Origin of the sequence: Oryzisolibacter propanilivorax (assembly GCF_900103645.1) — a bacterium.
In the GTDB taxonomy this organism is placed as follows: Bacteria; Pseudomonadota; Gammaproteobacteria; order Burkholderiales; family Burkholderiaceae_C; genus Melaminivora; species Melaminivora propanilivorax.
Genome location: NZ_FNHP01000001.1, coordinates 25,321 through 40,492 on the forward strand (window position 1 = coordinate 25,321; position 15,172 = coordinate 40,492).

The 15,172-nt window shown below is 68.8% G+C and carries 13 protein-coding genes; 12 read left to right on the forward strand and 1 reads right to left on the reverse strand.

Going from position 1 to position 15,172, the window contains the following annotated elements:
- Window positions 1-35 precede the first annotated feature (35 nt).
- The 12 genes from BLQ61_RS00130 to BLQ61_RS00185 all read left to right on the forward strand — a co-directional run bounded on the left by BLQ61_RS00130 (window position 36) and on the right by BLQ61_RS00185 (window position 13,942).
- On the forward strand, window positions 36-1,634 hold the full coding sequence (locus BLQ61_RS00130) for an amidase (RefSeq protein ID WP_091565174.1): 1,599 nt from the start codon (window positions 36-38) through the stop codon (window positions 1,632-1,634).
- Window positions 1,635-1,696: 62 nt separating this feature from the next.
- Entirely contained in the window at window positions 1,697-2,572 is an 876-nt protein-coding gene (locus BLQ61_RS00135; RefSeq protein WP_091566403.1) for an SDR family oxidoreductase, read from the forward strand.
- 70 nt (window positions 2,573-2,642) lie between these two features.
- On the forward strand, window positions 2,643-3,797 hold the full coding sequence (locus BLQ61_RS00140; protein WP_245703742.1) for an acyl-CoA dehydrogenase family protein: 1,155 nt from the start codon (window positions 2,643-2,645) through the stop codon (window positions 3,795-3,797).
- Window positions 3,794-4,966 (forward strand): acyl-CoA dehydrogenase family protein, encoded by a 1,173-nt coding sequence (locus tag BLQ61_RS00145; protein ID WP_091565181.1) that lies wholly within the window; start codon window positions 3,794-3,796, stop codon window positions 4,964-4,966. The genes BLQ61_RS00140 and BLQ61_RS00145 overlap by 4 nt, the downstream gene beginning before the upstream one ends.
- A gap of 134 nt (window positions 4,967-5,100) precedes the next feature.
- Entirely contained in the window at window positions 5,101-5,886 is a 786-nt protein-coding gene (locus BLQ61_RS00150; RefSeq protein ID WP_091565184.1) for an SDR family oxidoreductase, read from the forward strand.
- 3 nt (window positions 5,887-5,889) lie between these two features.
- Window positions 5,890-6,375: a MaoC family dehydratase gene (locus BLQ61_RS00155; protein ID WP_091565188.1), complete on the forward strand. Its 486-nt coding sequence runs from the start codon at window positions 5,890-5,892 to the stop codon at window positions 6,373-6,375.
- Between the two features lie 73 nt (window positions 6,376-6,448).
- Window positions 6,449-7,651: an acetyl-CoA C-acyltransferase gene (locus BLQ61_RS00160; RefSeq protein WP_091565191.1), complete on the forward strand. Its 1,203-nt coding sequence runs from the start codon at window positions 6,449-6,451 to the stop codon at window positions 7,649-7,651.
- Between the two features lie 40 nt (window positions 7,652-7,691).
- The gene (locus BLQ61_RS00165) at window positions 7,692-8,936 is read left to right on the forward strand and encodes a helix-turn-helix transcriptional regulator (RefSeq protein WP_091565193.1); all 1,245 of its coding nucleotides are present in this window, start codon (window positions 7,692-7,694) and stop codon (window positions 8,934-8,936) included.
- Window positions 8,937-9,093: 157 nt separating this feature from the next.
- Window positions 9,094-9,837, forward strand: a complete 744-nt coding sequence (locus BLQ61_RS00170; RefSeq protein WP_091565196.1) for an SDR family NAD(P)-dependent oxidoreductase — start codon at window positions 9,094-9,096, stop codon at window positions 9,835-9,837.
- A gap of 286 nt (window positions 9,838-10,123) precedes the next feature.
- Window positions 10,124-11,833 (forward strand): GMC family oxidoreductase, encoded by a 1,710-nt coding sequence (locus tag BLQ61_RS00175; RefSeq protein WP_091565199.1) that lies wholly within the window; start codon window positions 10,124-10,126, stop codon window positions 11,831-11,833.
- Window positions 11,834-11,847: 14 nt separating this feature from the next.
- The gene (locus BLQ61_RS00180; protein ID WP_091565201.1) at window positions 11,848-13,161 is read left to right on the forward strand and encodes an MFS transporter; all 1,314 of its coding nucleotides are present in this window, start codon (window positions 11,848-11,850) and stop codon (window positions 13,159-13,161) included.
- Window positions 13,162-13,225: 64 nt separating this feature from the next.
- On the forward strand, window positions 13,226-13,942 hold the full coding sequence (locus tag BLQ61_RS00185; RefSeq protein WP_091565204.1) for an EthD domain-containing protein: 717 nt from the start codon (window positions 13,226-13,228) through the stop codon (window positions 13,940-13,942).
- 108 nt (window positions 13,943-14,050) lie between these two features.
- On the opposite strand, the gene BLQ61_RS00190 is transcribed toward BLQ61_RS00185, so the two are convergent.
- Window positions 14,051-15,166 (reverse strand): aromatic ring-hydroxylating dioxygenase subunit alpha, encoded by a 1,116-nt coding sequence (locus BLQ61_RS00190; RefSeq protein WP_091565206.1) that lies wholly within the window; start codon window positions 15,164-15,166, stop codon window positions 14,051-14,053.
- Window positions 15,167-15,172 lie beyond the last annotated feature (6 nt).

Sequence of the window (15,172 nt, forward strand, 5' to 3'; positions counted from 1 at the left end):
GGGCAGAACCGCCGCGCGCCGGAAAAACACAAGAAATGACCGACGGAGACAACAGCGTGCCAGACATTCCCCAGCATCTCGAACGCCGCGCCTTTCTCATGGGCGCCGCGGCCGCCGCCGCGACCACCGCGCTGCCAGCAGCCCAGGCCCGCACGCCGGCCAGGCCGGTCGCGGCAGACGTTGCGCCGGACGACGCCATGGCGCTGGCGCACAGCCTGCGCCGCGGCGACATCACGCCGCTGGAAGCGCTGGATGCCGCACTGGCGCGCGTCGAGGCCCTGCCGCAGCTGAACGCAGTGGTGATCCGCGACTACGACCAGGCGCGCGCGCAGGCGCGGCAACTCTCGGCCCTGGGGCGCGATGCGCGCGAGCGTGCCACGGCACAGGCGCCACTGTGGGGCGTGCCCTTCGTGCTCAAGGACCTGGGCGTGGCCATGGCCGGCACCGTCACCAGCAACGGCTGCGCCTTCTTCAAGGACGCCGTGGCGCCGCGCGACTCGACGCTGGTGCAGCGCTACAAGGCCGCCGGACTGAACATCTTCGGCAAGACGGCGTCGCCCGAGTTCGGCATGACCACGACCACCGAGTCGCGGCTGTACGGCGCCACGCGCAACCCGTGGAGTCCCGGCCACACCACCGGCGGTTCGTCCGGCGGCACGGCGGCGGCGGTGGCGGCCGGCATCGTTGCCGTGGGCCATGCCAGCGACGGCGGGGGCTCGATCCGCATCCCGGCGGCGCACTGCGGCCTGTTTGGCCTGAAGCCCAGCCGCGGCCGTGTGCCGGCGGGCCCGGACGCGCTGGACGGTGCCATTGGCCTGAGCGTGAACCACGTCATCAGCCGCAGCGTGCGCGACAGCGCGCTGCTGCTCGACCTGACGGCCGGCCCCGAGGCCGGCTCGCGCGTGCACCCGCCGCTGGACGTGCAGGGCGGCTACCTGCAGGCGCTGCAGCAGCCTGAGCGCCGGCTGCGCATCGCCGTCTGGCGCAAGAACTATTTCGGTGTGCCGGTGCATGCCGACTGCTTGGCGGCGGTGGACCGCGCGGTCGCCCTGTGCGAGGCCATGGGCCATGTGCTGGAGGAGGCCATGCCGCAGCTGCCGGTGGCCGAGATCTATGCCGGCATGGGTCCGGGCATGTCGGCCGGACTGCTCAGCGCGGTGCAGTACCGCGAAAAGCAGCTGGGCCGCGCAGTGCGCGAGGACGAGATGGAGCCGCTGAACTGGCTGGCGCTGCAGGGTGCGCGCAAGGCCAGCGCGCTGGACCTGTACCGCGGCCGTGCCGGCTTCGACCGCGCCGGCCAGCTGTTGGACGCGTTCCTGGCCGACTACGACCTGATCCTGACCCCGACCACGGCCGTGCCGGCGCAACTGCTGGGTGCGCTGCGACTGGACCAGCCCTATGAGAGTTACGCCGCCGAGGCCATGAAGTCGTCGGCCTTCACCTCGCTGTTCAACATCAGCGGGCACCCGGCGATGTCGGTGCCGCTGCACTGGACGGCGCAGGATCTGCCAGTGGGTTCGCATTTCGTGGCGCCGTTCGGCGGCGAAGGGCGGCTGCTGCGCCTGGCGGCGCAGCTGGAGCAGGCGCAGCCCTGGGCGCAGCGCCGTCCCGATTTGTCAGCGCTGCAGGCCTGATGTTCAACAGCGCAGGCGCGGCCGGGGCCGTCGCCTGCATGGCAAGCAAGAAGAGGAAACCCATGGGTATTTGCAACAACCGAACAGTGGTCATCACCGGCGCCGGCGGCGGCCTGGGGCGCGCCTATGCCCTGGCCTTCGCGCAGGAAGGCGCGAACGTGGTGGTCAACGACATCCGCGCCGAGGCCGCGCAGGCGGTGGCCGACGAGGTCAGGACGGCCGGCGGCCAGGCGCTGGCCAACAGTGGCGACATCACCACCGTGGCCGGCGCGCAATCCATCTTGGATGCGACGCTGGCCGCGTTTGGCGACGTGCAGGTCATCGTCAACAACGCCGGCGTGCTGCGTGACCGCATGTTCCTGTCGCTGTCCGAGGAAGACTGGGACATGGTGATGCGTGTGCACCTGCGCGGGCACTTCTGCATGGCCAAGGTGTTCGGCGGCTACTGGCGCGACCAGAAGAAGGCCGGCAGGGAGGTGGATGCGCGCATCATCAACACCAGCTCGGGCGCGGGACTGCAAGGATCCATCGGCCAGAGCAACTATGCCGCGGCCAAGGCCGGCATCGCGGGCCTGACGCTGGTGCAGGCGGCCGAGCTGGCACGCTACGGCATCACCGCCAACTGCCTGGCGCCGGCGGCGCGCACCGCCATGACCGAGGGCGCCATGCCCGACATGGTGAAGAAGCCCGAGTCCGGTTTCGACGTGTGGGACCCGCTGAACGTCGCCTCCATCGTCGTCTGGCTCGGCAGCCCGCTGTCGCGCCACGTCACCGGCCGCTGCTTCGAGGCCAAGGGCGGCGAGCTGTCGGTGGCGGATGGCTGGTTCACCGGCCAGATCCGCGACAAGCAGGCGCGCTGGGAGCCGGCCGAGCTGACCGAGGTGGTCGACGGGCTCATCGCCCAGGGCCGCACGCCGCAGAAGGTCTACGGCACCTGAAGTCGGTACAGGGCGGCAGGGCCTACCTGCCGTCACGCCGGTGGTTGTGTTCATTTCCTGGTGAGCGGTGATGGAACTACGGTTGAACGACGAGCAAAAGATGATCGCCGAGAGCGCGGCGCAGGTGCTGCAGGAACGCAGCTCCGGCGAACGCGTGCGGCAGGTGCTGGAACAGGGCGGCCTGGATCGCGCGCTTTGGCAGGAGGCCTGTGCGCTGGGCTGGACGGCGCTGGCCGTGCCCGAGCAGGCCGGCGGCATGGGACTGGGCCTGACCGAGCTGGTACTACTGCAGGAGCAGTTGGGCTGGCACTTGGCCTGCATTCCCTTCTTCGACGCCGTGGTGGCGCCTGCGCCGCTGTGGCGCCATCTGGCGCAGCATGGCGGTGCCTCCGGCCTGGCGGCTGTCGAGCGGCTGGCGCTGTCCGGGCAGATCTGCGTGCTGGGCATGGCAGTGGACGGCAGCCTGGGCGCGCAGGCCAAGCTGCAGCGCAGGACCGAAGGTGGCTGGGAGCTGGATGGCATCTGGCCCCAGGTCGCATCTGCCGCCCATGCCGATGCATTGCTGCTGCCCGCGCAGCTGCCGGACGGCACGTATGCGCTGGTGGCGCTGACGGTGCAGGCGTCCGGCCTGCAGTTGCAGCCACAGGCCACGGTCGACGGCAGCCGCAGCAGTGCGCGGATACAGGCAGTGCAGGTGGCCGTTTCGCCGGATGATGTGCTGTTGCAGGGCGACGCTCTGGCGCAGCTGTGGGAGCCGTTGCGCCAGCATGCCGCCATCGGCCTTGCGGCCGAGCAGGTCGGCGCGGCCGATCGCGCCCTGCAGCTGGCCGTGGCCTATACCTGCGAGCGCCAGCAATTCGGCAAGCCGGTGGGCAGCTTCCAGGCGGTCAAGCACCGCGCCGCGCAGATGCTGGTGCAGGTCGAGCTGGCACGTTCGGCGGTCTATGAGGCGGCCTTCCTGGCCGATGCGCCGGATTCGGCGGGCGACCTGCTGTTGCCTGCTGCGCAGGCACGCACGCAGGCCACGCAGGCGGCGCTGTTCTGCACGCGTGAATGCATCCAGCTGCACGGGGGCGTGGGGTTCACCTGGGAATACGACCCGCACCTGTATTTCCGCCGGGCACAGGCTGGCAGCCAGCGCATGGGCACGGTGGCGGAGTGGCTGGAGCAGGCGGCAGTGCGGTTGCTGGACCAACAGCACGAGGCTAAGGAGGCAGTGGCATGAACATGCAGGAATCGGAAATCAACCGCGCCTTCCGTACCGAAGTGCGCGCCTGGATGGCCGCGCACCTGAGCGGCCGCTTCGCTGCGCTCAAGCATGTCAGCGGCCTGGGGGCACAGGGCTATGATGCGCAGCTGGCCAAGGAGTGGGAGCAGGAGCTGGCCCGCGGCGGCTGGACCGGCATCGGCTGGGAGGCGCAGTACGGCGGGCGCGGCCTGCCGCTGTCGCAGCAGCTGATCTTCCACGAGGAGTACGTGCGCTGCGGCGGTCCGGGGCGCATCGGGCACATCGGCGAGACGCTGCTGGCGCCGACCCTGATGGCCTACGGCACGCCGGAACAAAAAGCGCGCTTCCTGCCTGGCATCCTGGCCGGTACGGATTACTGGGCACAGGGCTATTCCGAGCCCGGTGCCGGCTCCGACCTGGCGGCCATCCGCACCCGGGCGCGCCGCGACGAAACCACCGGCGAATGGGTCATCGACGGCCAGAAGGTCTGGACCTCGTGGGCACACGAGTCGGACTGGATCTTCGTGCTGGCGCGCACGCAGGAAGGTGCGGCGGCCGGTGGCCGCCATCAGGGCATGGTGCTGCTGCTGGTGCCGCTGCACCAGCCGGGGGTGGAGATCCGGCCGATCCGCCAGATCACCGGGACGTCCGAGTTCAACGAAGTCTTCTTCGACGGCGCGCGCACCGAGGGCAGCCTGCACCTGGGCCCGGTGGGCGACGGCTGGAAGGTGGCCATGTACCTGCTGGGCTGCGAGCGCGGCGCCTCCACGTTGGGCCAGCAGGCGCATTTCCGGCACGAGCTGGAGCTGCTGCTGGCGCTGGCGCGGCGCAATGGCGCGGCACGCGACCCGCTGCTGCGCCAGCGGCTGGCGGTGGTCGCGCTGGGTCTCCAGACTCTGCGCAGCCACGCGCTGCGCGCCCTGGCTGCCGACGCGCCGGCGCGGGTCACGCTGGTGTCCAAGTACGCCTGGTCGAACTGGCACCGGGACCTGGGCGAGCTGGCGATGGACGTGCTGGGCGATGCCGGCCTGCTCCTGCAGGACGATGCCGACCTGGCAGCGCTGCAGCAGCTGTGGCTGGTCAGCCGGGCCGACACCATCTATGCCGGCACCAACGAAATCCAGCTGAACCTCATGGCCGAGCGCGGCCTGGGCATGCCGCGATAGGCGCGGCGTGTGTAGAGGGCGCGTGGGCGCCCGACTTTTGACATACACCCGGCATCGTCCAGGCAGACGATGTTGCAGCGCAACCGGGGGCTGATGATCGACGGCAATCTGTTTACTTTTTTTCAGCAGTTGCCATGACCTCTGTACCTTCCTACGTTGCCCCGCACGGCCTGCTCAAGGGCAAGACCGTCCTTGTCACGGCTGCCGCTGGCGCCGGCATCGGGTTTTCCGCTGCCAAACGCTGCGCCGAGGAGGGCTGCCAGGCGCTGTTCATTTCCGACGTGCACGAGCGCCGGTTACAGGAGGCCGTGGCCCAGATCAAGCGCGAGACTGGCCTGGAAAACGTGCACGGCCAGCTGTGCGACGTGAGTCAGGAGGATCAGGTGCAAGGGCTGATCGACGCCGCACAGCAGGTCATGGGCGGCATCGACGTGCTCATCAACAACGCAGGCTTGGGCACCAGCTGCAAGGTGGTGGACATGCCTGACGAGGAGTGGCACAAGGTCATCGACGTCACCCTGACCGGCACCTTCCGCATGACGCGTGCCACCCTCAGGCATATGCAGCCGCGCGGCAAGGGGGTGATCGTGAACAACGCCTCGGTGCTGGGCTGGCGCGCGCAGGTCGAGCAGGCGCACTACGCCGCCGCCAAAGCCGGCGTGATGGCCCTGACGCGCTGCTCGGCGCTGGAGGCCGCGCCGCACGGCGTGCGCATCAACGCCGTGGCGCCGTCGATCGCCATCCATGCCTTCCTGAAAAAATCGGCTTCGGAGGAGCTGCTGCAAAAGCTCTCCGAGAAGGAAGCCTTCGGCCGTGGCGCTGAGCCCTGGGAAGTCGCCAACGTCATGGTGTTCCTGGCCAGCGACTACTCGTCCTACATGACCGGCGAGGTGGTGTCGGTCAGCTCGCAGAGGGCCTGAGGCATGAGCGCGACGACTTCCGGGGCGCCGGCCGGCGTGGTGTTCGATTCCGTGGCCGCGGTGCTGGCCGCTGTGGGCCAGCCCCTGGGCGAGACCAGCTGGATGCCCATCACCCAAGCGCGTATTCAGCAGTTCGCCGACGCCACGGGCGACCAGCAATGGATCCACGTCGATCCCGAGCGGGCACGCTCCGGCCCGTTCGGCGCCTGCGTGGCGCATGGCTATCTGACGCTGTCGCTGGCCAACCTGTTCCTGCCGCAGCTGGTGCGCTACGAGGGCCTGCGCATGGGCGTGAACTATGGTTGCGACAAGGTGCGCTTTCCGGCGCCGGTGCGTGTCGACTCGAACATCCGCGGCAGCGGCGAGGTGGTGGCGGCCAGCGCCATCGGCGACGACGGCGTGCAGGTGACGGTGCGCATCACCGTCCAGGTGCAGGGCCAGGACAAGCCCGGCTGCGTCGTAGACACCATCAGCCGGCTGTATTTCTGAGCGGCAGCGGCGCGCTGCCGTTGGCCCGTTTCCCGTTTTCGCCCATTCCTGAATCTGAAAGAAAGCACTTCCCATGCAAGACGCAGTCATCGTTTCCACCGCACGCACCCCCATCGGCAAGGCCTTCCGCGGCGCCTTCAATGACACCGAGGCGCCGGTGCTGGGCGGCCACGTAATCCGCGCGGCGCTGGACAAGGCGAAGGTGGACGGCGCGGATGTGGGCGACGTCATCCTCGGCATTGCCGCGCAACAGGGCACGCAGGGCTACAACCTGGGCCGCCTGTGCACCTATGTCGCCGGGCTGCCGGAAAGCGTGGGCGGAATGGCCATCGACCGCCTGTGCGCCTCGGGCCTGATGAGCATCGCCACCGCCGCCAAGAGCATCATGGCCGGCGAGCTGGACGTGGCCGTGGCTGGCGGGCTGGAATCGATCTCGCTGGTGCAGAACAAGCACAAGAACAGCTACCGTGCCCAGTCCAAGGCTGTGCTGGCTGCCGAGCCCACCGCCTACATCCAGATGATCGAGACCGCCGAGCTGGTCAGCCAGCGCTACGGCATCAGCCGCCAGGCGCAGGACGAATACGCCCTGCGCAGCCAGCAGCGCGTGGCGGCGGCGCAGGCCAGGGGCCTGTTCGCCGAAGAGATCGTGCCGCTCGCCAGCATCAAGCAACTGTTCGATAAGGAAGGCAACGTCGTCGGCACCGAGGAGGTGACCCTGACGCAGGACGAGGGCAACCGCACCGACACCACGCTGGAAAGCCTGGCCAAGCTCCGACCGGTGTGGAAGAACGGCCAGTGGGTGCCCGAGGGACAGTTCATCACCGCTGGCAATGCCTCCCAGCTGTCCGACGGCGCCAGCGTCAGCGTGCTGATGAGCGCCGAGCAGGCACGCGAGCGCGGCCTGGAGCCGCTGGGCACCTACCGCGGCGTGGCGGTGGCCGGTTGCCGCACCGACGAGATGGGCATCGGCCCGGTCTACGCCATCCCGAAGCTGCTGCAGCAGCATGGACTGTCGGTGAAGGACATTGATTTGTGGGAAATCAATGAGGCTTTTGCCTGCCAGGTGATCCACTGCCGCGATATCCTCGGCATTCCCGACGACCGCTTGAACGTCAACGGTGGGGCCATCGCCATTGGTCATCCTTTCGGCATGTCCGGCGCGCGCCTGGTGGGCCATGCGCTTCTGGAAGGCCGCCGGCGCGGCGCGCGCTATGCCGTGGTGAGCATGTGCATCGGCGGCGGCATGGGCGCCGCCGGGCTGTTCGAGATCCACTGAGTCGAGTCGTCACATATCGCCAGCAACAGGTCGGTGCCTCATGAGTGACAGTGCATTTGCCAGAATGGGTTTTGCGGGCTACACGGCAGGCTCCCTGGCGTGCGTGCTCAAGGACCTGCCGGTGGTCGAGCGGCCGCCGGTCAGCGCCAGCGCGGCCGAAGACTTCATCACCGTGGAGCAGTTCAGCCAGCTGTCCGCGCTGCTGTACGAGGCAGCGCTGGACCCGCAGGCCTGGAAGGATTTCCTGGCCGCGCTGCGCAAGCAGCTAGGCGGCAACTTCGCCTCTCTGATCGTGCGCCCCGGCAATGGCGACGATGTCGGGCTGATCATCTCCGCCGCCGCCGACCGCCAGGAATTTCTGAGCGGCAGCACCAACATCGGCCTCAGCCCCCTGCGCGATCTGGCCACCGACCGCATCACCACGCTGGGCGACCTGGTGCCCGAGAATGAGTGGCGCAATTCGCGCTACTACCTCGACTGGTGCCGGGACCTGGGCGTGTTCCACGTCCTGGCGGCCGACGTGGTCACCAAGGACGGCTGCGTCTATGGCCTGCGGGTGACGCGGCCCGAAAGCATGCCCAACTTCGGTCCGCGCGAGCGCGAGTTCGGCACCATGCTGCTGCCGCACATCAAGCGCGCGCTGAACCTGCACCTGTCGATGAACCAGGACCGCCAGGTCATCTCGCTGTACAGCCGCGCCATGGCGCAGCTGATGGTCGGCGTGATCATCCTGGACCAGAACGGCCAGGTGATTGAGAGCAACCCGGCCGCCTCCAGCATCCTGGAGCAGCAGGACGGCCTGAAGGTCAGCGGCGGCATGCTCGAGGCGACCTATGCCAACGACAACCGCAAGCTGCAGCGCCTGATCAAGGATGCGCTGCTGCACACCCGCGTATCGCGCCTGAGCATGACCGAGGGCATGGCGATCAGCCGCCAGTCCGGCCAGCTGAACTGGGGCGTGGTGGTGCAAAGCATGTCGGCCGATGAGTGGACCGAAGGCAAGCAGCGGCCCAGTGTCGCGGTCTTCGTGCGCGACACCAGCGGCAAGGCCGATCCGCCGGTCAAACTGGCGCAGCAGCTGTTCCAGCTGACGCCAGCCGAAACCGCGCTGGCCATCCAGCTGGCCAATGGCCTGTCGCTGGAAGAAACCGCCGAGCTGCTGAACATCCGGCGCAACACCGCACGCGCGCACCTGCGCTCCATCTTCTCCAAGACCGGCGTGCGGCGCCAGACCGAGCTGGTGCGCATTTTCCTCAACAGCGTCGCCTGGTTAGGCGACAAGTAGGCGGCCTTTTCTTCCTGATCGGCGCGCCGGGGCGGTGACCGGCGCCGTTGTGCAAGGGGCACGAAAGGATCCCGCTCGTCCTTTCGGAGGATGAAGCCTGCGCCACGAAGCCGCACATTGCCCTCCTGTCACAGCAATCACATGAGAGGAGGCAGCAATGTTCCGTCTGGACAAGAAAGTGGCCCTGGTCAGCGGCGCCGGCCGCGGCATGGGGTTCGGCGTGGCGCAAGCGCTGGCGACGCAGGGCGCGACCGTCATCGTGAACGACTTCCATGCCGACCGTGCCGAAGCGGCGGCCCGGCAATTGCGCGACGCAGGTTTTCAGGCCCACGCCGCCGCGGCCGACATGACGGACCGCGGCGCGATCTTTGCCATGGTCGAGCAGGTGCTGCACCAGGCAGGTGCCGTGGATATCTTCGTGCACAACGCCGGCATCCCGGCGCAGGGCTGGGGCTACACGCCGTTCCTGCAGTCGCCCGAATCCGAATGGAATGCCTGGCTGCAGCTCAATCTGCACGGTCTGATGCACGCCTGCCAGGCCCTGTTGCCCGGCATGATCGAGCGCCGCTGGGGCCGTGTGGTGGCCATCAACTCCGATGCGGCGCGTACTGCCACCGGCATGGGTCTGTGCGCTTACGGCGCGGCCAAGGCTGCTGCGGCGGGCTTCATTCGCAACCTGTCTGGCGAGGTGGGGCCGCATGGTGTTACCGCCAACGCGTTGTCGCTGGGCACCATGAACAACTGGGAAGGCTCCGAGAAGATCGCGCGCAAGGGCACCTCAGTCGGGCGCGCGGGTTCGCCGCAGGACGTGGGCGCGGCCGTGGTCTACCTGGCCTCGCCAGAGGCCGAGTGGGTCAATGGCCAGGTGCTGGCGGTGAACGGCGGCTCCCTGGTGGCCTGAGAACGTGTGAAAGAACCCGCCATGCCCGCTCATCCCGCCAAAACACACCCGTTCGTTGTTGCAAATGCTCGCCATAGCCCGCGCCATGGCTGCGCTTTGCGCCTGGATCGGCTGCGTCTTCGCGGACTGCTCGGCCACGCCGGATTTATTCACACGTTCTGAGTTATTGCACACACGCAGGCTTGTCCCTAGTCTGAAACGGGTAGGTGCGCAGCGCCGGTGCGTGGCAGCCTTGCAGATGGGCAGGTGCATGTGCGTCCATTGCCCGCATTCCAGGAGATGCCGCGTGGCGGAGTGTTTCGACTACATCGTGATCGGTGCCGGCTCCGCCGGCGGTTTGCTGGCCGCCCGGCTGAGCGAGGACAGCGGCACGCGCGTGCTGCTGCTCGAAGGCGGCGGGACGCACAAGGACCTGCTGGTGGACATGCCTTCCGGCTGGGGGCAGATGGTGCATGACCCGAAATATTCCTGGGGCCACCGCACTGAGCCTGAGCGCTACGCCGGCGGTCGCTGCATCGACCTGCCGCGCGGCAAGCGCCTGGGCGGTTCGTCGTCCATCAACGGCATGATGTACGTGCGCGGCGACCGCAGCGACTACGACAGCTGGGCCGCGCTGGGTGCGACCGGCTGGAGCTATGACGAGCTGCTGCCCCACTTCGTGCGCACCGAGGGCCAGTGCAGCCAGGCGCCGCACTTCGCCCGCCCCTGGCATGGCCGCGGTGGACCGCTGACCGCCAGCGACCTGCCGGCCGCGCACCCGGTGTCGCAGCGCATGGTCGAGGCCGCAGTCCAGGCCGGCCTGCCGCGCTGCCCGGACTTCAACAACGGCCACCCGGACGGTGCAGGGCTGTTTCAGGTCAACGTGCAAGGCGGCCGGCGCTCCTCCATCGCGCGCAACGCCATCGAGCCGGCGATGCGCCGCGCCAACCTGGCGGTGCGCATGCACATGCAGGTGACGCGCATCCAGGTGCACGAGGGCCGCGCCTGCGGCGTGCAGTGGCAGGACGCAACCAGCGGCCGGCACAGCGCCCGCGCGACGCGCGAAGTGCTGCTGTGTGCGGGTGCGCTGCAGTCGCCGCAGTTGTTGATGCTGTCGGGCATCGGGCCGGGGGAACACCTACGCGAACTGGGCCTGGAGGTGGTGCGCGACCTGCCCGGCGTGGGCGAGAACCTGCAGGACCACGCCATCGTGCCCATGTCCTGGCGTTTGAAGGCTGGCACGCCCAGCCTGAATGCCTCGCTGCGCGGCCTTGGCATGCTGGCAGCGGTGACGCGCTACTTTCTGACGCGCCGCGGCGCCATGGTCATGCCCGCGTCCGAATTCGCCGCGTGGTGCAGCAGCGACCCGGCACTGCCCTACCGCGACATCCAGATCCACGGCTTGCCGGTGACGGGCGATATCGAGGCCTTCATGCGCGACGGCAAGACCTACCGCACCGAGCCTTTTCCCGGCATGACCATGGCGCCTTACCAGGTGCGTCCACATTCGCGCGGGCAGCTGCGCCTGCGCAGTGCTGACCCGCTGGCACTGGCCAGTGTGCGCATGAACTATCTGCACGATGAGCGCGACCGCATCGCGCTGCTGCATGGCATGCGCATGGTGATGCACATCGCGCGCCAGTCGGCGCTGGCCGAATGGATAGAAGCGCAGACGCGCCCTGGCCCCGAGGTGCAGACCGACGCCGAGCTGCTCGACTGGCTGGCGCAGTACCTGGGCTCGGGGCACCACGCCAGCGGCACCTGCCGCATGGGCCGTGCCGACGATCCGCTGGCGGTGGTGACGCCGGACCTGCGCGTGCGCGGCGTGGACGGGCTGCGCGTGATCGACGCCTCGGTCATGCCGCACCTGGTCTCGGGCAACACCAATGCCGCGTCGGTGGTCATCGGTGACAAGGGCGCTGACCTGGTGCTCGGCCGTCCGGCCCTGCCGCCCCTGACCTTGCCGCACTCCGCGCCCCTGCCACATGCCGCCGAGGCCGCTGCAATCGCTTCCTGAAACCCGTCTGTCCCATGTCCCACTCCACCTTTGTCGCCGATCCGGCGCGCCGCTATGTGCTGCTACTGCTGACTGCGCTGTCGGCGCTGTCGTTCATGGACCGGCAGATCCTGGCGGTGCTGCTGCAGCCCATCAAGCAGGAATTCGGCTTCAGCGACCTGCAGATCGGACTGATCACCGGGCTGGGGTTCGCTGCGGCGTTCGGTATGCTGGGCATCCCCCTGGGCCGGATGGGCGACCGGATCGAGCGCCGCGGCCTGATCGCCTGGTGCCGGGGAATTGGCGGAATGGTGGCGGCCACGGGTGCGCTGGCCACCGGCCCCCTGGGGCTGGCTGCGTCGCGGTGCGGCGCCGCGGTGGGCGATGCCGGGGGTGGGGGAGCCTCCATGTCGATGCTGGCCGATCTGTACCGGCCATCCGAGCGTTCGCGCGTCATGTCGGTGTTCGGCGTCGGCGGCGCGTTCGGTGCCATGCTGGCACTGCTGATCGGGCCGCTGCTGTATCAGTGGTGGGGCTGGCGCGTCACGCTGGCACTGGTCGGGCTGGCGATCGTGGTGTTCTCGTTATTGCTGCGCTGGTCGGTGCGCGAGCCCGTGCGCAGCGGAATATCCCCGGCCGACGCCAACGGGCGTTCGGGCGCAGCGCACCAGCCGGCCGTGCGGCTGATCTGGCACGAGCCGATCACCCGCTGCCTGATCGTCGGTTCGGCGTGCTTTTTCATCGTCAATCTGGCGGTCGGGGTCTGGAACGTGGCGCTGCTGGCACGCCACTTTCAGCTCACCCTGGGGCAGGCAGGCGGCATCTCGGCGGTGGCTGCGGTGCTGTCGGTGTGCGGCAGCCTGTCCTCGGGCTGGCTGACTGACCGGCTGGCGCGGCGCGATGAGCGCTGGCAGATCGGCGTGCCGCTGCTGGGCGTGTCGATCTCGCTGGTATTCGTGCTCGGCTACCTGCTGCTGGGCAACGCGGCTTTCGTGCCGGCACTGGCCAGCATGCTGCTGTTCGCATTCTTTTCGCCCACCTGGGCGCCCGCCACCTATGCCGCGCTGAGCCTGGTGGTGCCGCCGCAGCGCCGCGCCACGGCCAGCGCCATGGTGCTGATGGCCGGCGCCGTGCTGGGCAATGGCCTGGGCCCGATCGCCACCGGCTGGCTGAGCGACCTGCTCAACGCGGCCACCGGCGGGCAGGGCCTGCGCTATGCGCTGCTGTGCATGGTCTGCCTGCTGTTACCCGGCCTGTGGGCCTATGTGCGCGCGCTGACCCATTACCCGGTCGCCTTGCACCAGGCCCAGGCAGGCTGGCCAGCGCTGCAGGTGCCGGCCGCCGGATAAGCCCTTGACCACCATGTGCTCTTTTCCACTTACACCATCCCGAGCGGCTTGTCAGGACAACCCCATGGCCGATGCCACGCACCAAGGCGACATGCAGCCGGTCTGGAAAATGATCTATCTGGCGCGGCGCAACCCACGGCTGGCGCCGCAGGACTTCCCGCAGGCCTGGCGCGAGCATTCGGCGCTGGGCCGCCAGTGCGCCAACGTGGGCCGGCGCGTGCGTTCGGTGGCACAGTGCGCGCGCGTGCTGTCGGCCGACGAGGCGGTGCTGTCGCAGGAGTACGACGGCGTGAACCTGATGGTGCTGGCCGATCGCGCCGCCGGCCGCGATATCTGGGACGATCCGGAGACGCTGGCCATCATGCGTCCCGACGAGCTGCGCGTGTTCGACGGCCATGTGCGCGGCTTCACGCTGCTGGCCAGCCAGGACGTGCTGCACCAGCAGGCGTCCTTGCCGCCCGGTCCACCGCGCATCGGGCAGGTGATCCTGACCGGCTTCGTGCAGCACCAGCCGGCGCCGCAGGACTGGCAGGATGCCGACACGGCCATGCTCGCGCCGCCGTACGGCTGGAACAGCGGCGCGCTGGGGCAGGCACAGCGCATCGTCCGCAACCTGGTGCGCGAGCTGCCGCCGCCGGGCTACCGCTTCCGCCAGGTCATGGAGTGGTGGTTCGCGTCGCTGCCCGAGGCGCGCGCGGCAGCGCGGGCGCTGCACATGCAGCCGCCGGCCTGGGGCAGCAGCGTACTGGTGCTGACGCAGGTGACGCACGCCCGGCCCTGACACCCACCGGGTCGCCGGCAAACGCAAACAGCCCATGCCGGGCAGCATGGGCTGTAGCCAAAGCTGGTGTGGTGGCGCACGGCGGGGTGCGCCACCTGCAGTGCCGCGTCAGGCCGGCACTGCCTCCGCGCGCTGCTGCGGCGTGAAGGGTGCGATGCCCTTGGGTACATAGATGCCCTCGCACTGCTCCAGGAATTCCTGGGCCTTGGCGCGCGGGTTGTAGAACTGCTTGTACCAGACGCGTGCCTTCATGAACGGGCCGTCGCTGGGGATGAACAGCGGATTCAGGCAAGCGGCCTTCTGGTTCCAGACCTCGAAATCCTGCGCGAACGCCGCCATGCTGGCCTGCTGGAACTGCCGTGCCGAAACCAAGTCCGCCGCCGTCGGCTTGCCACCATGCGCTGTGCGCACCAGCAGGTTATGCCACACGCGCACCTTCCCATCATCGATGGGGGTGTGCATGATCATCATGAACGAGTCGAACATGCCGCTGAGCTGCGACACCAGGATGCCGGGGCCGTGGTAGGAAGTGATAGTCTGCAGCTTGTCGCTGGCACCACCTTCGCCCACCAGCGTGCGGTGGCCGCCGCTCTGGCGCTGGATGGCGTGGTGGCCCTTGAACTCGTTCTCGTAGTGCTCCACGGTCGAGCCGTGGATGGGGCTCAGGTGGCCGTAGTCGCAGATGTTGTCCACGACTTCCTGCGGGTGCTGGGCCAGTTCGCCGACCTGGTCCCACACGCCGTTGACGACGCTCTCATCGTCCCAGTAGTCGAACTGGGGCAGGGGATAGTCGGGCTCGCCACCCTCGGGGTCATACCAGACCCAGACCGCGCCGTAGCGCTCTTCCACGCGCCAGCTCTTGACGGCCGCCGCCGCCGGGATCGGGCCGTCGTGATAGGGGATGTGGTTGCATTTGCCATCCGCGCCGAAGCGCCAGCCGTGGTAGGGGCAGCGGATGCCGTCGCCCTCGACGTTGCTGCCACCGCCGTCCAGCACCACGTAGCTGGTGGTGTTGCGCGCCGCCAGGTGCGTCTTCATGTGCGGGCAGTAGGCGTCCAGCAGGACGACCTTGCCGCTCTCGCGGCCGCGGTACAGCGCGAAATCCTGCCCGAAGAAGCGCACGGCCACGGGCTTGTGGGTGTTGAGTGCCTCGGAGTCGGAAATCATGAACCAGCCGCGCGGGAAGGTGAACTCGCCGAGCCGGTACTCTTTCGTGGTTGCCATGGGGTG